The organism is Oceanisphaera submarina (assembly GCF_046521305.1).
Taxonomy (GTDB): Bacteria; Pseudomonadota; Gammaproteobacteria; order Enterobacterales; family Aeromonadaceae; genus Oceanimonas; species Oceanimonas submarina.
Genome location: NZ_JBKGFN010000001.1, coordinates 401,741 through 420,857, shown reverse-complemented (window position 1 = coordinate 420,857; position 19,117 = coordinate 401,741). Strand labels below are relative to the sequence as shown.

Annotated in this window: 21 protein-coding genes and 1 riboswitch; of the genes, 17 read left to right on the top strand and 4 right to left on the bottom strand. The window is 59.3% G+C overall.

What is annotated here, in order from left to right; translation table 11 throughout:
• The first annotated feature begins 201 nt into the window (after positions 1-201).
• From ACLEIV_RS02185 to ACLEIV_RS02140, 10 genes are all read left to right on the top strand, one after another.
• On the top strand, positions 202-1,575 hold the full coding sequence (locus ACLEIV_RS02185) for a sigma-54-dependent transcriptional regulator (protein WP_410455020.1): 1,374 nt from the start codon (positions 202-204) through the stop codon (positions 1,573-1,575).
• A complete protein-coding gene (locus ACLEIV_RS02180) occupies positions 1,575-1,949 on the top strand; it encodes an Hpt domain-containing protein (RefSeq protein WP_410455019.1) in 375 nt (124 codons plus the stop codon). Before ACLEIV_RS02185 ends, ACLEIV_RS02180 begins: the two co-directional genes overlap by 1 nt.
• A 353-nt stretch (positions 1,950-2,302) precedes the next feature.
• Positions 2,303-2,443, top strand: a riboswitch (molybdenum cofactor riboswitch).
• Positions 2,431-3,411 carry a GTP 3',8-cyclase MoaA gene (moaA, locus tag ACLEIV_RS02175; RefSeq protein ID WP_410455018.1) on the top strand — a complete coding sequence of 327 codons (981 nt, stop codon included), beginning with the start codon at positions 2,431-2,433 and terminating at the stop codon, positions 3,409-3,411. (Overlaps the previous riboswitch by 13 nt.)
• 202 nt (positions 3,412-3,613) lie before the next feature.
• A complete protein-coding gene (gene moaB / locus ACLEIV_RS02170) occupies positions 3,614-4,129 on the top strand; it encodes a molybdenum cofactor biosynthesis protein B (RefSeq protein ID WP_410455017.1) in 516 nt (171 codons plus the stop codon).
• The gene (gene moaC / locus ACLEIV_RS02165) at positions 4,126-4,599 is read left to right on the top strand and encodes a cyclic pyranopterin monophosphate synthase MoaC (protein WP_410455016.1); all 474 of its coding nucleotides are present in this window, start codon (positions 4,126-4,128) and stop codon (positions 4,597-4,599) included. Before moaB ends, moaC begins: the two co-directional genes overlap by 4 nt.
• Positions 4,596-4,844 carry a molybdopterin synthase sulfur carrier subunit gene (moaD, locus tag ACLEIV_RS02160; protein WP_410455015.1) on the top strand — a complete coding sequence of 83 codons (249 nt, stop codon included), beginning with the start codon at positions 4,596-4,598 and terminating at the stop codon, positions 4,842-4,844. Before moaC ends, moaD begins: the two co-directional genes overlap by 4 nt.
• Before the next feature lies 1 nt (position 4,845).
• Positions 4,846-5,292: a molybdopterin synthase catalytic subunit MoaE gene (moaE, locus tag ACLEIV_RS02155; protein ID WP_410455014.1), complete on the top strand. Its 447-nt coding sequence runs from the start codon at positions 4,846-4,848 to the stop codon at positions 5,290-5,292.
• Between the two features lie 643 nt (positions 5,293-5,935).
• Entirely contained in the window at positions 5,936-6,742 is an 807-nt protein-coding gene (locus ACLEIV_RS02150; RefSeq protein ID WP_410455013.1) for a MetQ/NlpA family ABC transporter substrate-binding protein, read from the top strand.
• Positions 6,743-6,757: 15 nt separating this feature from the next.
• Positions 6,758-7,147, top strand: coding sequence for an alpha/beta fold hydrolase (locus ACLEIV_RS02145; RefSeq protein ID WP_410455012.1), 390 nt, complete (start codon positions 6,758-6,760; stop codon positions 7,145-7,147).
• 24 nt (positions 7,148-7,171) lie between these two features.
• Positions 7,172-7,609, top strand: coding sequence for a hypothetical protein (locus tag ACLEIV_RS02140; RefSeq protein ID WP_410455011.1), 438 nt, complete (start codon positions 7,172-7,174; stop codon positions 7,607-7,609).
• A 24-nt stretch (positions 7,610-7,633) separates the two neighbouring features.
• On the opposite strand, the gene ACLEIV_RS02135 is transcribed toward ACLEIV_RS02140, so the two are convergent.
• From ACLEIV_RS02135 to ACLEIV_RS02120, 4 genes are all read right to left on the bottom strand, one after another.
• Entirely contained in the window at positions 7,634-7,900 is a 267-nt protein-coding gene (locus ACLEIV_RS02135; RefSeq protein WP_410455010.1) for a PilZ domain-containing protein, read from the bottom strand.
• 308 nt (positions 7,901-8,208) lie between these two features.
• Positions 8,209-8,472 carry a DUF1289 domain-containing protein gene (locus ACLEIV_RS02130; RefSeq protein WP_410455009.1) on the bottom strand — a complete coding sequence of 88 codons (264 nt, stop codon included), beginning with the start codon at positions 8,470-8,472 and terminating at the stop codon, positions 8,209-8,211.
• Between the two features lie 61 nt (positions 8,473-8,533).
• Positions 8,534-9,808 carry an NAD(P)/FAD-dependent oxidoreductase gene (locus tag ACLEIV_RS02125; protein WP_410455008.1) on the bottom strand — a complete coding sequence of 425 codons (1,275 nt, stop codon included), beginning with the start codon at positions 9,806-9,808 and terminating at the stop codon, positions 8,534-8,536.
• Positions 9,809-9,984: 176 nt separating this feature from the next.
• Positions 9,985-11,343: a glutamine synthetase family protein gene (locus ACLEIV_RS02120; protein ID WP_410455007.1), complete on the bottom strand. Its 1,359-nt coding sequence runs from the start codon at positions 11,341-11,343 to the stop codon at positions 9,985-9,987.
• Positions 11,344-11,600: 257 nt separating this feature from the next.
• On the opposite strand from ACLEIV_RS02120, the gene ACLEIV_RS02115 reads away from it, so the two are divergent.
• The 7 genes from ACLEIV_RS02115 (at position 11,601) to ACLEIV_RS02085 (ending at position 18,972) form a co-directional block, all read left to right on the top strand.
• A complete protein-coding gene (locus ACLEIV_RS02115) occupies positions 11,601-12,929 on the top strand; it encodes a glutamine synthetase family protein (RefSeq protein WP_410455006.1) in 1,329 nt (442 codons plus the stop codon).
• Positions 12,930-12,972: 43 nt separating this feature from the next.
• Positions 12,973-14,334 carry an aspartate aminotransferase family protein gene (locus tag ACLEIV_RS02110; protein ID WP_410455005.1) on the top strand — a complete coding sequence of 454 codons (1,362 nt, stop codon included), beginning with the start codon at positions 12,973-12,975 and terminating at the stop codon, positions 14,332-14,334.
• A gap of 19 nt (positions 14,335-14,353) precedes the next feature.
• Complete coding sequence (locus ACLEIV_RS02105; protein ID WP_410455004.1) at positions 14,354-15,460, top strand: extracellular solute-binding protein; 1,107 nt, start codon at positions 14,354-14,356, stop codon at positions 15,458-15,460.
• Between the two features lie 75 nt (positions 15,461-15,535).
• The gene (gene potG, locus ACLEIV_RS02100; RefSeq protein WP_410455003.1) at positions 15,536-16,657 is read left to right on the top strand and encodes a putrescine ABC transporter ATP-binding subunit PotG; all 1,122 of its coding nucleotides are present in this window, start codon (positions 15,536-15,538) and stop codon (positions 16,655-16,657) included.
• Positions 16,658-16,667: 10 nt separating this feature from the next.
• The gene (potH, locus tag ACLEIV_RS02095) at positions 16,668-17,561 is read left to right on the top strand and encodes a putrescine ABC transporter permease PotH (RefSeq protein WP_410455002.1); all 894 of its coding nucleotides are present in this window, start codon (positions 16,668-16,670) and stop codon (positions 17,559-17,561) included.
• 3 nt (positions 17,562-17,564) lie between these two features.
• Entirely contained in the window at positions 17,565-18,416 is an 852-nt protein-coding gene (locus ACLEIV_RS02090; RefSeq protein WP_410455001.1) for an ABC transporter permease subunit, read from the top strand.
• Between the two features lie 10 nt (positions 18,417-18,426).
• The gene (locus tag ACLEIV_RS02085) at positions 18,427-18,972 is read left to right on the top strand and encodes a cupin domain-containing protein (RefSeq protein WP_410455000.1); all 546 of its coding nucleotides are present in this window, start codon (positions 18,427-18,429) and stop codon (positions 18,970-18,972) included.
• Positions 18,973-19,117: the final 145 nt, after the last annotated feature.

Here is a 19,117-nt window from a genome sequence, read left to right as displayed (position 1 = left end):
GATGTCGTTCTTAACGCTAGCAATGAAAGAAATGAAATGGCAGACAATAGAGCAGTGACGAGATGAGTGACAAATGGGTCACACTTGATGTTGATGTGATGTTAACATCAGGTTAATTCTCTGCAAGTTTTTTTTCACGGACCATGTTCTCGTAGACAATGTGAAAAGACGAACCAGACGGTTAAGGGTGAGAGATAAAAGATGGTAGATGAGAGACTGAATGTCTTGTTGGTAGAGGACACGGCCCCCCTGGCAGCGCTGTATCAGGCTTATTTGCAGGATGAGCCGCTGTCGCTGACGGTGGTCAGCAATGGTCAGCAGGCGCTGGAACATATTCGGCGGCAACCACCTGATATTCTGCTGCTTGATCTGATCTTGCCCGACATGCCCGGCATGGAGATCCTGCAGTGGCTACATCGGGAGCAGCCGAATGTCACCACCATAGTGATGACGGCCCATGGCTCGGTGGATGTGGCAGTGGATGCCATGCGTCTGGGAGCCCATGACTTTATCAACAAGCCGGTCGAGGCCGAGCGACTCAAGGTCACGCTGCATAACACCATGAAGTTTCGCCATCTGAATCAGCTGGTGGACCGCTATCGTCACGAAATAGAACGCGAGCCCTTTCAGGGTTTTATCGGGGCCAGTCTACCGATGCAGAAGGTATACCGCCTGATTGAAAACGCAGCTCCCAGTACCGCGACCGTCTTTATTACCGGTGAAAGCGGCACCGGCAAGGAAGTTTGTGCCGAGGCGTTGCATCGGCTCAGTGGGCGCAGCGAGGGGCCCTTTATTGCCCTGAACTGTGCTGCCATTCCCAAGGATCTGATGGAAAGCGAGCTGTTCGGCCATATCAAGGGGGCCTTTACCGGCGCCCTGCAGGACCGGGATGGCGCCGTGATCCGGGCCGATGGCGGCACCCTGTTCATGGATGAAATCTGCGAAATGGATCTGGAGCTGCAGAGCAAGCTGCTGCGCTTCCTGCAGACCGGGCAGATACAGCCGGTGGGCAGCTCCCAGCAGATCAAGGTTGATGTTCGTATCGTCTGCGCCACCAACCGGGATCCACTGGTCGAGGTGGAGCAGGGGCGCTTTCGGGAAGACCTGTATTACCGCCTGCATGTGATCCCTATCCATCTGCCGCCGCTGCGGGAACGGGGAGGCGATGTGATCAACATCGCCAACGCCCTGGTACGACAGGCGTCCCGGGAAGAGAACAAATCGTTTGTCGGCCTGTCGGAGGCCACCAAAGACCGGCTGCAGGGCTACCACTGGCCGGGTAACGTACGTCAGCTGCAAAACGTGATCCGCAATGCGGTGGTGCTGCATCAGGGGGAATGGATAGAGCAGGATATGCTGCCGGCTCCTCTGGATACCCCCTTGGCACACAGCACTCCGTCACAGCCGGTAGCCGATGCCCTGCCGGCCCCCATAGTGCCATTATCGGTGATCGAACGGCAGGCGATAGAAAGGGCCATCAGCCATTGTCAGGGCAATGTTTCCCGGGCCGCCGCCCTGTTGGAAGTCAGTCCTTCCACCATCTACCGCAAGCTGCAGAGTTGGGACAACAGCTGATGGCCGATTGGCAACGCCTGCAGGCGAGACTCCCCTTGCTCGATCAGCATCAGTTGCAGCGGATGGAACGGGAGTTGGGAGACGAGGTATTGACACGATTGCTGCGGCTCTTTGTTGAAGATAGCCTGCAGCAGAAGGAGGCCCTGCAAGGGGCCTTTGCCGAGCGGGATTATGCCTTGATAGCCCGCTGTTGCCACAGCCTGAAATCGACCTGTGGCAGTTATGGTGCCCTGCGCTGCCAGTATTTGAGCGAAAAGCTGGAACAGTCCTGTCATGAGCAGGATGAAGATCAGGTGGAAAACCGGATACGGGCATGGCAGCAAGCGCAGGAAGATACCCTGCAGCAACTCGAAACCCGACTGAATGCCGAATAACAGACAAAAAAATGGCCAACCCAAAGGGTTGGCCGAACTTCAGCTAGAGCTGAAGAGAGCACGGGATAAAAACAACTGCTGTTACATATGAAATAATCGTGCCAACTTTTCAAATGCAGTAATGGCGGACGTTTCCGTGCTTTTGGCCAATACATGAATCATGCAAATTGCGAAAAACATGTCTTTTGCAATCTCGCCGCTCTCAATATGAGAATGCTTACGCCTCACGCCTCACGCCTCACGCCTCACGCCTCACGCTAAAACAGTGAGCGCCTGCAGATAATCTGGGTCGCTTCCATATTCTTCTTGATCTGAAGTTATGTTTTTACCTAAGGTGGTAGTAGAAAACCGGAAAACGTCAAAAACTCCGAGTCTGGTGGACCTACGTTGGCCAAGGTCAATAAGGTTGCCAGGCCGTTCAGCCTGTTGCTGTAAGGGTAGGGAGAGAAATGTCCCTGCCTCCCGTATTGGAAAGGTGTTTATGTTTGAATTACAGGATGCGTTTGCGCGCAAGTTCCAGTATTTGCGGCTGTCGGTCACCGATGTCTGCAACTTCAAGTGCAATTACTGTCTGCCCGACGGCTATCGACCCGATGGCCGCAAGTCATTTCTGACTCTGGACGAAATCCGCCGCCTGACCGGGGCCTTTGCCGCCATGGGTACCAGCAAGGTGCGCATTACCGGCGGCGAGCCCTCGTTGCGCAAGGATTTTACCGACATCATAGAAACCGTGGCGGCGACGCCCGGCATTCAGAAGGTGGCCATGACTACCAATGGCTATCGCATGGCGAAGCAGGTGGCAGACTGGCGCCGTGCCGGCCTGACCGCCATCAACGTCAGCATCGACAGCCTGGATCCGCGCATGTTTCACCAGATCACCGGCCAGAACCGCTTTCATGAGGTGATGGCCGGCATCGATGCGGCCTTTGACGCCGGCTTCGAACAGGTCAAGGTCAATGCGGTGCTGATGCGGGGCCTCAACGACGAGGATCTCGGCCGCTTTCTCGCCTGGATCAAGGACAATCCCATCCAGCTGCGGTTTATCGAGCTGATGCAGACCGGCGAAATGGACGAGCTGTTCAACCGTCACCATGTGCGCGGCGCCCTTATCAAGGAGCAACTGTTGCAACAAGGCTGGCAACAGAAGCTGCGGGCCCATAACGACGGCCCGGCCGAAGTGTTCTGGCATCCGGAATATCGGGGTGAAATCGGCCTCATCATGCCCTATGCCAAGGACTTCTGCGCCAGCTGTAACCGACTGCGGGTCTCGTCGCTGGGCAAGTTGCACCTGTGTCTGTTTGGAGACTATGGCGTGGATCTGCGTGATTTACTGGCGGAAGATAATCAGCATGCGGCCTTGCAGCGTCGCCTTCGAGACGCCCTGGCCGACAAAAAAGCCACCCATTTCCTGCACGAAGGCCATACCGGCATGACGCCCAACCTGGCCTCGATCGGCGGCTGAGCAAATATCTTTGTCCTCCCGGAGGTGAAGGCGCCGCCTGTTTGGTCTACCCCGCGGGAAGCCCGATCGTGATGGGAAGGTATTAACGTCGGTTGCCCGAGGCACCGGATTTGCTTTTGAGACAGGGCTCGTTGATCTTGTGTTTCCCTGTGCGAGAATGCGGTTATCAACATTCTTTATATGAAAATTTTGCGAGGATTTCATGAGCCATGCCGACACGGCCTTTGTGCCACTGAACATGGCGGTGCTTACCGTCTCCGATACCCGTAATGAAGACACCGACAGCTCGGGCCGTTATCTGGTCGAGGCGCTGACCGGCGCCGGCCACCGGCTGGCGGAAAAAGTCATCCTCAAGGACGACAAATACGATATTCGTGCCCTGGTATCCCGCTGGATTGCCAGCAAGGAAGTACAGGTCGTGATCATCACCGGCGGCACCGGTTTTACCGGTCGCGATACCACCCCCGAGGCGATCGTGCCGCTGCTCGACACCCAGATTGACGGCTTCGGCGAGCTGTTTCGTCATATCACCTATCAGGAACTGGGTACCTCGACCGTGCAGAGTCGCGCCCTCGGTGGCCTGGCCAACCACACCGCCGTGTTCTGCCTGCCGGGCTCTACCGGTGCCTGTCGTACCGGCTGGAACGGCATTCTGGCCGAACAGCTCGATGCCCGTCACAAGCCCTGCAACTTCGTTCAGCATCTGGTGCTCGCATGAGCCAGCTGACTCACATCAACGCCTCGGGCGAGGCCAATATGGTGGACGTCAGCGACAAGGCGGTGACGGTGCGTGAAGCTCGGGCCGAAGCCTGGGTGCTGATGGCCGACGAAACCCTGCAGTTGATCCTGAGTGGTCGGCACCATAAGGGCGATGTGTTCGCCACCGCCCGTATCGCCGGCATCATGGCGGCGAAGAAAACCGCCGATCTGATCCCGCTGTGCCATCCGCTGGCGTTGTCCAAGGTGGAGGTGCAGCTGACGGCGGATGTCGAGCGGGGCGGGGTGCAAATCAGCAGTTACTGCAAGCTGTCCGGCCAGACCGGGGTCGAGATGGAAGCGTTGACTGCCGCCTCGGTGGCGGCGTTGACCATCTACGACATGTGCAAGGCGGTGCAGAAGGACATGCGCATCGAAGGCGTCCGCCTGCTGGAAAAACGGGGCGGCAAATCGGGAGATTTCAGGGCATGACAATCAAGGTGGTCTTTTTTGCTCAGGTACGGGAGCTGGTGGGGCAGGATGAACTCAGTTTGCCTGCCGATTACGCGGATGTGGAATCGCTGCGTCAGGCATTGGTCACCCGGGGCAACAAGTGGGCGCTGGCACTGGCCGACGACAAGCTGCTGGCGGCGGTCAATCACACCATAGTGCCGTTCGATACCGCAGTTCACTCGGGAGACGAAGTCGCCTTCTTCCCGCCGGTTACCGGAGGCTGAGATGATCAGGGTACAAACCGCCGATTTCAGCCTGGGCGCCGAATACGCCGCCCTCAGCCAGTCGCACCAGACCGGCGCCGTGGTGACCTTTATCGGCAAGGTACGAGAGATGAATCAGGGGGCTGCGGTCAGCGGCATGACCCTGGAACATTACCCGGGCATGACAGAACACGCCCTGCAACAGATAGTGAGTCAGGCCCACGACCGCTGGCCGCTGCTGGAATGCCGGGTGATCCACCGGGTCGGACCCTTGGCGCTGGGCGATCAGATCGTCTTCGTCGGGGTGGCCAGCCAGCATAGAGAGGCGGCGTTCGAAGCCTGCCATTTCATCATGGATTATCTAAAGACCCGGGCGCCTTTCTGGAAGAAAGAGCAGACCGACACCGGCGAACGCTGGGTAGAGGCAAAAGACAGCGACACCCAGGCGGCAGAAAAGTGGCACGAGTAAACTGAGTCGTTTCTTCTGTCCTCCCTCAATATCAGTACAGGCTGCAGCTCTCTCCCTGTGGCTGCGGCTTTAGCCGGCGGAGCAAGCGATTCGGTGTTTATACCAAATTGATTAAATGATTGCTCTCTTCGGTTGCTTTACAAAAGTAGGACAAAGGGTCCGCTCCGCCGACTCGCCGTGAACCCATCCTCGGGGCTCAGCCGAGCATCCGTGGTGCGGATGCTCGGCTGAGCAGAACCCTTTGTCTTCCTTGATGCTGCAGAGTCATCTGTTGGCACTGTCTGCAGGCAACTAGGGGCTCAGAAAGAGGCAACAGAGACGAGCTCCCACGACCATGAAATGCCAGGGATGACATTTCTGAGTCCTCAGGGACGAGTTTATGGCGTGTCGTGGGAGCCGGCTGTGTTGCCTCTGAATTCGGGCTCGAGAAAGATCAGATCTTTATTCAGATTGGTATTAGATTTGGCGCCGTATCAGCATATTTCTGGCCACACAGATACGGCGCCACGTAAACGGGTGTCTACAAAAGAGTAACCCTTCCTTTTCCACTTGGCGTCAAACGGCCTCCTTGCTAGTATAGCCATCTAAATGTCCAAACGATTAATGCCCTGTTGGCTGTTGTTGTCGTTCACAAGGAGTTGTCATGCGTCGTACCCTGCTCAAGTTGCCCCTGCTGGCCCTGGCCTTCGGTGCCTTTCCGGTACTGGCCGTCGATGCGGATAAAAGGGAAATCGTCATCGGTACAACCGTGGGCGACTTCGCCGACATGGTGACCGAGTCGATCAAACCCCAGCTGGAAGCCCTGGGCTACAAGGTTAAGCTGGTCGAGTTTACCGATTACGTCATGCCCAACCTGGCCTTGGCCGAAGGAGCGGTGGACGTCAACTGCTTCCAGCACAAGCCCTATCTTGAGACCTTCAGCAAGGACCGAGGTCTTGAGCTGAGCCCGGTGGCGCAGGTACCTACCGGCCCCATGGGGCTGTATTCCGGCAAGCAGGATCAGCTGGATGAGGTAAAAAAGGGCAGCACCGTTGCTATCCCCAACGATCCGACCAATCAGGCCCGGGCACTGCTGATGCTGGTAGATCTGGGCTGGATCACCCTGCGTGACGACATCGATCCGTTGCGGGCCAGCGAGTTCGATGTGGCCGACAATCCCGAGGGCATCAAGTTGATCCCGCTGGAAGCGGCGCAGCTGCCTCGTTCCCGACAGGATGTGGACTTCTCGGTGATCAACGGCAACTATGCCGCCTCCAGTGGTATTGCCTTCAGCGAAGGCCTGTTCCTGGAGCGCAGCTACGACTTCATCAACTGGGTGGTGGTGCGGAGCGAAGACAAGGACCGGCGCTTCGTGCAGGATGTAGTGGCGGCCTATGATTCGGCTGTCTTCAAGGAGTATGCGGTGAAGCGTTTCGAAGGCTACAAGTACCCAGAAAGCTGGGATCGTTAAGCCTTGACAGTGCAGATGCATCGTTCATGGCAGTTTGAGGTTCATGGCCGTCGGCTGGCGGTGATGGAGTGGGGGGATCCGCAAGGGGTACCTGTGGTGGCGCTGCATGGCTGGCTCGACAATGCCGCCAGCTTTACCTTGCTGGCCCGTCATTTACCTCATGTTCGGCTGATTGCCCTCGATTTGGCCGGACATGGTCTGTCGGATCATCGCGCCGCAGGTCAGCCCTACTATATCTGGGACAACGTGGCCGATGTGCAGGCCCTGGTCGACGAGCTGGCGCTGGAACAGGTGGTGCTACTCGGGCATTCGCTCGGTGCCGGGGTAGCGACCCTGTTTGCCGGCGCCTTTCCCGATCGGGTCAGTCGGATGCTACTGATAGACGGCCTGGTTCCGCTCGACTAGGCAGCCGACCGGTTGCCGGAGCAGATGACCAGGGCATTGCTGAACGGTGCTCGCCTGAGCAGACGTTCCCTGCGGCCTTATTCCAGTTTCGAACAGGCGGTGCAGGCGCGGATGAACGGTCGCTGGCCGGTGAGCAGGGAGGCGGCAGTCTGGTTGCTGGAGCGAGGATTGGAACAGCGGTCGGATGGCTGGTATTGGCGCAGCGATCTGGCCCTGACCCAGCCCTCCATTGTCCGGCTGTGCGAGCAGCAAATTGCCGCCTTCGTGCGCCGGCTGACCATGCCGGTGCTGCTGGTCATGGCGGAGCGGAGCGAAGAGCGGGCCTTGGTCGAATCGATGCTGGCGTTGGTGCCTGAGCTGGAGTTCAAGACCCTGTCCGGCAGCCATCATCTGCATCTGGAAGCGGCGGCATCGTTACAGATTGCCGCATGGTTCGGCGAGCGGCTGGCCACACCGGGTTAATCGGGTTGGCCTGCGACCCCAGCTCTAGACGATAAACTCCAGAGCAATGTCATTTCTATCTATCCGTACCACCTTCATCATGAGTGGTGGCAGAGTCTGGTCCCAGTCCGGGTCCAGGACTTTGGCTTCAAACAACATGCCGAGTGAAAAATCAGAAGCGGTGACGACTTCCACCAGGACACCGCCTTCGGACATGTTGCTGATGTTACCTTCGATCGGCCCAAAGTATTCGTTACTCAGGCATATTCTGCAGTTCGTTTTACGGCGCGGGTCTTTACGGCGATCTTTCATTGCCTCTCTCCCCAGTGTCAGAGTCTGATGCTGTTACATCGGCATGAAAAGGGTCTAACGGGTCCCTCGGATTCCAAGTATAGGCGGGTCCGAAGGCACTTGAAGGTAATACCGGTAAAGAAGCAGCCATCCGCATGCTGCTTAAAACCAGTCTCGTCATTTGAGCCGGGTATCGGCATGGCGCAGGGAGAGTCGTTCCTCGAACCGAGCCCGGCGTTTGAACTCAAGGTCCTGGCCGGCGGTCAACATCTGCACCGGGAAGAAAAAGCGGCGGATCGGATTACCGGATGGCCGAGTGAGTGGTTGGCCTAAAGCAGCGAATCCTGAGGTGGAGTGTCCTGTCGGACGAGTTCGAACTCTAACTCGAGTTGTTTCTTGCGGGCGGCGGCCAATACCCGGCGTTTGCGATCCTGGCACAGACGGATCACCTCGCGTTTTTGTCCCGAGCTGAATTGCAGCCAGTTGAAGCGTTCGTCCCGGCTGCGAAAACAGCCCTTGCAGTAGCCTCTGTTGTTGACCTGACAGACACCGATGCAGGGGCTGGGTACCTCGAAAAACTCCAGTTGCTCCATTTTTCCTCCCTAATCTCCCTAAATGGGGCATATTTCACCGTTTTCGGCAAGCGTCCCGCGCCTACAACCAGTCCCGTAGCCGATACCAGGTCATGGCCAGCACCAGTGCCGGTGTGCGTAATAGTCGGCCACCGGGAAAGTCGTGGTGTGGAATTCGTCCGAACAAATCGAAGCGCTCGGCCGAGCCTGCGATGGCATCGGCCATCAGGCTGCCGGCCATACCGGTGAGGGCGATGCCGTGGCCGGAAAAACCCTGGGCATAATAGACGTTATCGTTCAGGCGGCCGAAGTGAGGTGCCCGGTTCATGGTGATGCCCACATAGCCGCCCCAGGTGTATTGCTGATTCACGTCCCTGAGCTGGGGGAACACCTGGCGCAGCCGCTGGCCCATGGCACCGGCCAGATTGAGTGGGTCCAGCCGAGAGTAGCTGACCCGGCCACCGAACAGCAGCCGGGTGTCGGCACTCAGGCGAAAGTAGTCGAGCACGAAGTTGATGTCGGCCACCGCCATGTTGTTGGCGATAAGGGCTGCGGCTCTTTCCTTGCCGAGCGGCTCGGTGGCGGTTATATAGGTGCCCACCGGCATGATCTTGCGCTCTATGTCCGGGGAGATACCGTCCAGATAGGCGTTGCCACACAGCAAGAGTTGACGACAGCGGACCCGTCCGCGGGCCGTGTGGGCCACCGGTGTGGCGCCCTGTTCTATGCGGGTGACGGCCGTCTGCTCATAAAACTGTGCGCCTGCCTGCTGGGCGGCCTCGACCAGCCCCAGGGTGTAGTTGAGTGGGTGCACATGGCCGCTGTCGGGATCATAGAGGCCGCCCAGATAAGACTCGGTGGCCAGCTGTGCCTGCACCTGATCCCTGCTCCACAGTTGCAGGCCGTCGTAGCCGAAGTTGAGTCGCAGATCTTCGGCCCAGCCTTCCAGCTCGGTCATATGGCGGGGTTTGACCGCCGCATGCAGGTGGCCGTCGGCCAGGTCGCAGTCGATGTTATGGGTCTTGATACGTTGGCGCATCTGGGTCATGGCTTCCAGCGATATGTCCCACAGGGCCCGGCTGGTATCCTTGCCGACCATGGTGGTGAGTTTGGACTGATCGCAGGCATAGCCGAAAATCATCTGACCGCCGCTGCGTCCGGAGGCGCCCCAGCCAACCTTGTGGGCTTCCAGCACCGCCACCTTGTAGCCTTTTTCTGCCAGCGACAGCGCCGCCGAGGCGCCGGTGATGCCGGCGCCGACGATGCACACATCCACGTCCAGATCGTTTTCCAGGGTGGGGTAGCTCAGGGGCAGGTTGAGGGAAGCGGCATAGTAGGAATCGGCGTGCTGCTGCATAGGGGCTCCGTTAATCATTCTGTTGTTTTGCTTTAATATTCTGGGTCGGCCCACCAAAGGGGCGACTCCGCCGACACGCCGTGAATACCTCTATGTACGCTCTCTGCTTCATCCTTGAAGCGGAAGGCCGGCGGAGCAGCTCTCTTTGGTCGTCTACCTGATCTGGAGTCATCTTGTTATACCAGGTGTTGGTACCACTGGTATTCCAGCGGGGTGACGTGCTGGTCGAATTCGGCCAGCTCGAAGCGCTTGTTGATAAGGTAGGCACGATGAAATTCCTTGCCCAGATACTGGGATAACCGGTGCGACTGGGCGAAGCGGTCCAGCGCATCCTGCCAACGGTAGGGCAGTAAGGGCAAGTCCATCTTGTTGGCGTCGCCCGGAATCGGCGCCGGGGCCTGCAGTTGCTCGCCGATGCCGTGATCCACCGCCGCCAGTATGGCCGCCACCACCAGGTAGGGGTTGGCGTCGGCGCCGGCCACCCTGTGTTCGAGGCGGGTATTGGCCTTGTCGCCCGACGGCACGCGCAGTGCCACTGTGCGGTTGTCGAAGCCCCAGCTGGCGTGCAGCGGCACAAACATGTGCGGTTGCAGCCGACGGTAGGAGTTGGCATTGGGGGCAAACAGCGCCATGCATTCGGGCAACATGCTGCAGTTGCCGGCAATGGCCTGGCGCAGCAGCTCGTGATCCTCGGCGAAGACGTTGTTGCCTTCTTCGTCGAGCAGGCTGACGTGAATGTGCATGCCGGAGCCGGCCTGGCCATTATAGGGCTTGGCCATGAAGGTGGCGTACATGCCTTCCTTGTTGGCCACCGCCTTGATGGCGCGCTTGAGCAGCACCGCCTGATCGCAGGCGTCCACCGCGTTGTGCTGGTGGGTCAGGTTGATCTCGAACTGGCCCGGCGCATATTCGGCCACGGCGTTGTCGGCGGGAATTTTCTGCAGTTTGCAGACTTCCGACACCCGCACCAGAAAGTCTTCCCAACTGTCGAGATCGTCGAGGGAATAGACCTGGGTATCGTGCATGCGCTCATCGGTGCCCGGCAGAATCGGCGGCTGGGGCAGGCCATCGGCGCCTTCCTTCTGATCCACCAGGTAAAACTCCAGCTCCACCGCCACACAGGGGCGTAATCCCTTGTCCAGCAGTCGTTGTATCACCTTCTGTAATACGTGACGCGGATCGGCGAAAAAGGGGCTGCCGTCCGTGTCTTCCATGGTCATCAGGATCTGGGCGGAGGGGGTCTTGTGCCAGGGCACCGGCACCAGGGTATGGGGCAGCAACCGGCACAGTCGGTCGCTGTCACCCTGAGCCAGCCCCAGGCCGGTGTCTTCCACCGTCTGGCCGGTGATGTCGAGGGCAAAGACAGACGCGGGCAGGCAGATGCCATCATTCATGGCTTTTTCCATGGCACTGCTTTGAATACGCTTTCCCCTGAGTACTCCGTTGATATCGCACAGCATCAGGTCGATGGACTGATAATCGGCCCAGGGGCCGTTGGGTGCCGAATGGGGGTGTTTGCGATGGTCCTTGATCATGTCGTCATCCTTAACGTGCTTTGGCCTTGTTGTTGGACCACTAGATTGTCAGCTAATCATGAGAACAGGTGTTTAATATATGGATATTTTGATGAATCTTGATTTCGGTCTCATACCGGCCCATTGTAATGATGAATGATTTTCCTGTTAATAATTTCTATGTATAGCATGACCTTAGCAAAGGTGGTCTATGCTTCCCTGTATTTCCCACACCATGGGTATGAATGATGAGTGTTCAAAATCCTGAAAAGCGAGATATGGAATGGTTACGGCTGTGGATGCAGAAGCATGCCATTACCGAGGTGGAATGCCTGTTGCCGGACTTTACCGGCAATGCCCGGGGCAAGATACTGCCCGCCAGCAAATTCCTCAAGGAAGGGGGCATGCGGCTGCCGGAAAATATCTTTCTGCAGACCGTCAACGGTGACTGGCCGGACGATGAAAATATCGACTGGACCGAACGCGACATGGAGCTGCACGCCGACATCAATACTCCCCGTTTGGTGCCCTGGGCCAGCGAGCCCACCGCCCAGGTGATCCACGACTGTTTCGACGCCGACGGCAATCCGGTCGACATGGCCCCCCGCAGCGTGCTGCGCCGGGTGCTTAATCTCTATGAGGCAAAAGGCTGGCGCCCCGTGGTGGCGCCGGAGCTGGAGTTCTTCCTGGTCAAGAAAAACGAGGACTGGGACTATCCGCTAGAGCCGCCCATCGGTCGTAACGGTCGGCCCGAGACGGCCCGTCAGTCGTTCAGCATCGATGCGGTCAACGAATTCGATCCCATCTTCGAGGACATGTACGACTTCTGCGAGGCCCAGGGACTGGAGGTGGACACCCTGATCCACGAGTCGGGCGCGGCGCAGATGGAGGTCAACTTCATTCACGGCGACGCCCTGGATCTGGCTGATCAGGTGTTTCTGTTCAAGCGCACCATGCGCGAGGCGGCGATGCGCCATGACGTGTACGCCACCTTCATGGCCAAGCCGATGAAAAACGAGCCGGGCAGCTCCATGCACATTCATCAGAGTCTTATTGATGCGGATGGTAACAACCTGTTCGCCAATGCCGACGGCAGCCACAGCGAGCGGTTTCTGCACTTTATCGGTGGCATGCAACACTATATTCCCAGTGCGGTCGCGCTGTTTGCCCCCAACGTCAACTCCTATCGCCGCCTGGCGTTCGGAGACTCGGCGCCGCGCAACATGGCCTGGGGTGAAGACAACCGCACCGTAGGCCTGCGGGTGCCGCGCTCGGGGCCGGCCGACCGGCGTCTCGAAAACCGCTTTGCCGGTGCCGATGCCAACCCTTACCTGGCGCTGGCCGCCAGCCTGGCCTGTGGTTATCTGGGCATGATGAACAAGATTGAACCCACAGAGCAGATACAGGGCAGTGCCTATAACATGCCCTTCGGTGTGGCCCGAAGCCTGGAGGAAGCCTTGCTTGAACTGGAGCAATGCGATGAATTGTGTCAGCTGCTGGGGCCCCGCTTCGTCAGCGCCTTTATTTCGGTCAAGCGCAAGGAATACGAGGCCTTCTTTACCGTGATCAGCGCCTGGGAACGGGAGTTTCTGCTGCTTAACGTGTGATGGTGACAACAATGGAATGGGTGTCATGAACAGGGAGTCGAGAATGCCAAAACCACCGAAGAGTCCGTTGCAACAGCTGGATGCGGCCCATCACCTGCATCCCTTTACCGACAGCCGGGCGCTGCATCAGAAAGGCGCCCGGGTCATAGAGCGGGGCGAGGGCGTCTATCTGTGGGATGCGGACGGCCGACGCATTCTCGACGCCATGGCCGGGCTCTGGTGCGTCAACCTGGGCTATGGCCGGGAAGAACTGGTGCTGGCCGCCGAGCAGCAACTGCGCCGGCTGCCCTATTACAATCTCTTCTTTCAGACCACCCACCTCAGGGCCACCGAGCTGGCGGCCAGCCTCGCCACCCTGCTGCCTGGCGACATGGAGCACCTGTTTTTTACCGGATCCGGCTCCGAATGCAACGACACCGTGATCCGCATGGTGCGTCATTACTGGGCCGGGCAGGGGCAACCCGGGCGAAAAACCATCATCAGTCGCCACAACGCCTATCACGGCTCCACCCTGGCCGGTGCCTCGCTCGGCGGCATGAAACCCATGCATGCCCAGGGCGGTTTGCCGTTGCCGGACATAGTGCACATCGACCAGCCCTACCATTTCGGGGAAGGTCAGGGGCTGGACCCACAGCAGTTTGGCCTGGAACGGGCCCGCCAGCTCGAACATAAAATCCTGGAACTGGGGCCGGACAGGGTGGCGGCCTTTATCGGCGAGCCCATTCAGGGCGCCGGCGGGGTCATCATTCCGCCCGACTCTTACTGGCCGGAAATTCAGCGTATCTGCCGGCAGTACGAGGTTCTGCTGGTGGTAGACGAGGTGATCTGCGGTTTTGGCCGCACCGGTCACTGGTTTGCCAGCGAACATTACGGCCTGGAGCCGGATCTGCTGTGCATGGCCAAGGGCATTACCTCCGGCTATATCCCGCTGGGGGCGGTAGCGGTGGGCGCGCGGCTGGCCCGGGGGCTGATAGCAGGCGGTGAATTCTTTCACGGCTTCACCTATTCCGGCCATCCGGTGGCCTGTGCGGTGGCGCTGGCCAATATCGAGGTGATGCAAAAGGAACGGCTGGTAGCGCGGGTGCACGACGACATAGGCCCCTATCTGCAGCAGGAATGGGCCCGTCTCGGCAACCACCCGCTGGTGGGGGAAACCCGAGGCCTGGGGCTGCTGGCGGCGCTGGAGCTGGTGGCCGACAAAAGCGACAACCGGCGCTTTGCCGAGGATGCGGGTGCCGGGATCATCTGCCGTGAACACTGTTTCGATCTCGGCCTGGTGATGCGGGCGGTGGGCGACACCATGATTGTTTCGCCGCCGCTGGTGATCGGCAGGGCCGAAGTCGATGAGTTGATAACCAAGGCGCGCCAGGCGCTGGATCTGACTTACCAGACACTGATGAACTGACAAGGATGGAGCAATGCAGATGGTAAAGACAACCGCTTTTCGTGTGAGCATGGTGGCCGTTGGCCTGGGACTGGCATTGAGTGCCCGAGCCGAGGAACCACCCCAGCTGAACTTTTATAACTGGTCCGACTATATCGCGGAGGATACCCTGGCCGGCTTTACCGCCGCGACCGGCATCGAGGTCACCTACGATGTGTTCGACTCCAACGAAGTGCTGGAAGCCAAGTTGCTGGCGGGTAATACCGGCTTCGACGTGGTGGTGCCCACCAGCGACTTCATGGCCCGCCAGATCCTGGCTGGCGCCTTCATGCCGCTGGATAAATCAAAACTCGGCAACTACGGCAACCTGGATCCGAAGATCATGGCGGTGCTGGCGGACAAGGATCCGGGCAACAAGTATGGCGTCCCCTATATGTGGGGTACCACCGGCATCGGTTATAACGTCGACAAGGTCAGAGAGGCCCTGGGAGAGGATGCCCCGCTGGACTCCTGGGATCTGGTGATGAAGCCGGAAAATCTGGCCAAACTCGGCCAGTGCGGCGTGGCCTTTCTGGATGCGCCCACCGAAGTTTTCGCCGCCGCCCTGAATTATCAGGGGCTGGATCCCAACAGCACCAAGGCCGCCGATTACAAGGGGCCGGCCACCGAGCTGATGATGAGCCTGCGGTCTCATATCACCTATTTCCATTCGTCGAAGTACATCAATGATCTGGCCAACGGCGACATCTGTGTGGCGGTGGGCTGGTCCGGCGACATATTGCAGGCGCGGGACAGGGCCGCCGAAGCCGAACAAGGGGTCAATATTGCCTACCGGATCCCGAAAGAAGGCGCCCTGATGTGGGTCGACATGTTGACCATTCCGAAGGATGCCAGGCATCCGGACAACGCGCACCAGCTTATCGACTATCTGCTGCGGCCCGAAGTGATCGCCGGCGTGTCCAACTACGTGGCCTATGCCAACGCCAATACCCCCGCCAAGGCACTGGTGGATGAAGATATTCGCAACGATCCCGGCATCTACCCCAGCGAAGAGGCGGCGGAAAGGCTCTATACCGCCAAGCTGTTGCCGCAGAAGGTCAACCGGGTGATCACCCGGGCCTGGACCCGGGTCAAGACCGGCAAGTGAGACGAGGGGCCTGAGGTTGAGAGCTTTCGCTTAAGCGCCCGTCGGGCGAGGGGTTGATGAACACCAGGAGGTAACATGCCGGAAAACGAAAGCCAGCCCAAAGACAGTATCGCTCCTTTCCTGGAAGTAAGGGGGCTCACCAAGCTGTACGACGGTCAGCCCGCGGTGGACGACGTCAGCCTGGGCGTGATGCGGGGGGAGATTTTCGCCCTGCTCGGTGCTTCCGGTTGCGGCAAGTCGACCCTGTTGCGGATGCTGGCCGGGTTCGAGCCACCGAGCCGGGGTGAAATATTGCTCGATGGGGTCGACATCGCCGAGGTGCCACCCTATGACAGGCCCATTAACATGATGTTTCAGTCCTATGCGCTGTTTCCGCACATGACGGTGGAGGCCAATATCGCCTTCGGCCTGAAACAGGATAGGCTGCCGCGGGCGGAAGTGGCCGGGCGGGTGGAACAGATGCTGAAACTGGTGCACATGGAAGGCTTCGCCAAACGCAAGCCCCATCAGCTGTCCGGCGGCCAGCGGCAACGGGTGGCGCTGGCCCGCAGCCTGGCCAAGCGGCCCAAGCTGTTGTTGCTGGACGAGCCCATGGGCGCGCTGGACAAGAAGCTGCGCGAAGAGATGCAACTGGAGCTGGTCAACATCATAGAGCGGGTGGGGGTGACCTGCGTCATGGTGACCCACGATCAGGAAGAGGCCATGACCATGGCCGGGCGCATCGCCATCATGAACAAGGGACGGCTGGTGCAGGTAGGCGAGCCGCTGGATGTGTATGAATTTCCCAACTGCCGCTACAGCGCCGAGTTTATCGGCTCGGTCAACGTCTTCGAGGGGCAGCTTGAGACCAACGAGACCGACAGTGCCCTCATTCGCTGCCCCGAACTGGATCGTCCCCTGCGCATCAATCACGGTGTGTCCATCGGCGAAGGCTTGCCGATGATGATAGCGGTACGGCCCGAGAAGATGTTTCTCTGTGCCGAGGCCCCCTCAGAAGACAGCAACTGGCTCAGCGGCATCGTCGACGAAATCGCCTATCTGGGCAGCTTGTCGATTTATCATGTGCGCTTGCCCTCGGGTAAACGGATACTGGCGACCCTGCCCAACATGGACCGGCATCGCCGGGGCAATCCTACCTGGGGTGATCGGGTGCATTTGCGCTGGGAAGCCGACAGCTGTGCCGTGCTACTGACCTAGGGAGATGCTGATGAATACCCGTTCCCGACTCAAACTCGGTCGCAGCCTGGTCATCGCCCTGCCTTACAGCTGGCTGCTGCTGTTTTTTTTGATCCCCTTTCTGATCGTGTTCAAGATCAGCCTGTCCGAGGCGGCGCTGGCCATACCGCCCTACAGCGAGATACTGAGCTTTGCCGACGAGCAGCTGCAACTGGTGCTCAACCTGGGCAACTATCTGTTTCTGTTGAGCGACAGCCTCTATGTGCGGTCTTATCTGCAGTCGCTTCAGGTAGCCGGCATCTCGACCCTGCTCTGCCTTCTGATCGGCTACCCCATGGCCTGGGCCATAGTGCATTCCCGGCCCTCGACCCGTAACGTCTTGCTGATGCTGGTGATATTGCCGTCCTGGACTTCCTTTCTGATCCGGGTTTACGCCTGGATGGGCATCCTCGGCAACAACGGTTTTCTCAACAATGTGTTGCTGGCCATCGGGGTTATCGAGACCCCGTTGCAGATCCTCAACACCAACATCGCCGTCTACATCGGCATCGTCTATGCGTATCTGCCCTTCATGATATTACCGCTTTATACCGCCCTGATGCGGCTCGACTACTCGCTGGTGGAGGCGGCGGCGGATCTGGGGGCCCGGCCCTGGAAAAGCCTGCTGACGGTGATAGTGCCACTGACCAGGGGCGGCATCATCGCCGGCTCCATGCTGGTGTTCATTCCGGCGGTGGGGGAGTTCGTGATCCCCGAGCTGCTGGGCGGCCCCGATACCCTGTTGATCGGGCGGGTACTGTGGCAGGAGTTCTTCAACAACCGGGACTGGCCGATAGCGGCGGCGGTGGCCAGCATCATGCTGCTGTTGTTGATGGTACCCATCATGTGGTTCCACCGCATTCAACGCAAAGAAATGGAGGGCTGAGCCATGAACCAGATTCCCGTCAGCCGTTCCCGACTGCGACCGACAGTCCTGCTGCTGGGCTTCGGTTTTCTCTACCTGCCCATGCTGTTACTGATTATCTACTCCTTCAACAGCTCGCGGCTGGTCACGGTCTGGGCCGGCTGGTCCACCCGCTGGTATGGCGAGCTGTGGCAGGATCAGATGATGATGCAGGCGGTGGGCCTGAGCCTGACCATCGCCTTCTTTGCCGCCAGCACCGCCGTGGTGCTGGGCACGGTGGCGGGTTTTGTGCTGACCCGCATGGGGCGCTTTCGCGGCGAAAGCGGCTTCGCCTTCCTGATCACGGCGCCGCTGGTGATGCCGGAAGTGATCACGGGTCTGTCCCTGCTGTTGCTGTTCGTGGCCATGGGCGACTGGCTGGGGTGGCCTCAACAGCGAGGCATGGGCACTATCTGGATTGCCCATGTGACCTTCTGCACCGCCTATGTGGCGGTGGTGGTCAGCTCCCGGCTGCGAGAGCTGGACCGCTCGGTGGAAGAGGCGGCGATGGACCTGGGCGCCCGGCCGCTCAAGGTATTCTTCGTGATCACCCTGCCGATTATCGCACCCGCTATCGTGGCCGGCTGGCTGCTGGCCTTTACCCTGTCGCTCGACGATCTGGTGATCGCCAGCTTCGTGTCCGGCCCCAACGCCACCACGCTGCCCATGGTGGTCTTTTCCAGCGTGCGGCTGGGGGTCAGTCCCAAAATCAATGCCCTGGCGACGGTGATTATTCTGATCGTGTCGCTGGTGACCTTTATCGGTTGGTGGCTGATGGCGCGCGCCGAGCGACGGCGCGGCCAGGAAGCGGCGGCGGGTCGCGGCTCTGGCACCTGAAGGAGAATAAATGATGGAGCTTGCCGAACGACTGAAATGGTTGCGGGGCCGTCATGGCCTGACCCAGCGAGAGCTGGCCCGCCGGGCCGGGGTGAACAACAGTCTGATCTCGCAAATCGAGCAGGCGGCGGTCAACCCGTCGGTGGCCACGCTCAAACGGATACTGGATGGCTTTCCCATCACCATGGGTGCCTTCTTCAGCCTGGAACAGGAGCCGGTCCGCCAGTGTTTTTTTCGACAGCAGGAGATGCTGCCCATGTCCAGCGGCGAGGTGCAGATGTGGCTGTTGGGCCCGCTGCATCGGGGCCACAGGTTGGCGCTGCAACGGGAGCTGTATCCACCAGGCGCCGATACCGGCCCCGAGATGCTGAGCAACGAAGCAGAGGAAGCGGGCCTCGTGCTGAGCGGGGAAATCGAGGTCACGGTGGGGGAGCAGTGCTGCGTGCTGCGTGCCGGCGATGGCTATTACTTCGATACCCGCCAGCCTCATCGTTTTCGCAATATCGGCAGCGAGCAATGCGAGTTGATCTCGGCGGCGACCCCGCCCACCTTCTAGCGGCGCGGATGCGGGCCTTTCCTCTCTTCGGTGGAGGATTGAATGTTAAAACACAAACGCGCAAGATGAAGACAACCGGCTGCTTACCGGAGCCGATTTCTGGTGTCGCCCCGGTACAGTGTCAATGACAAGATCGCACAAAAGA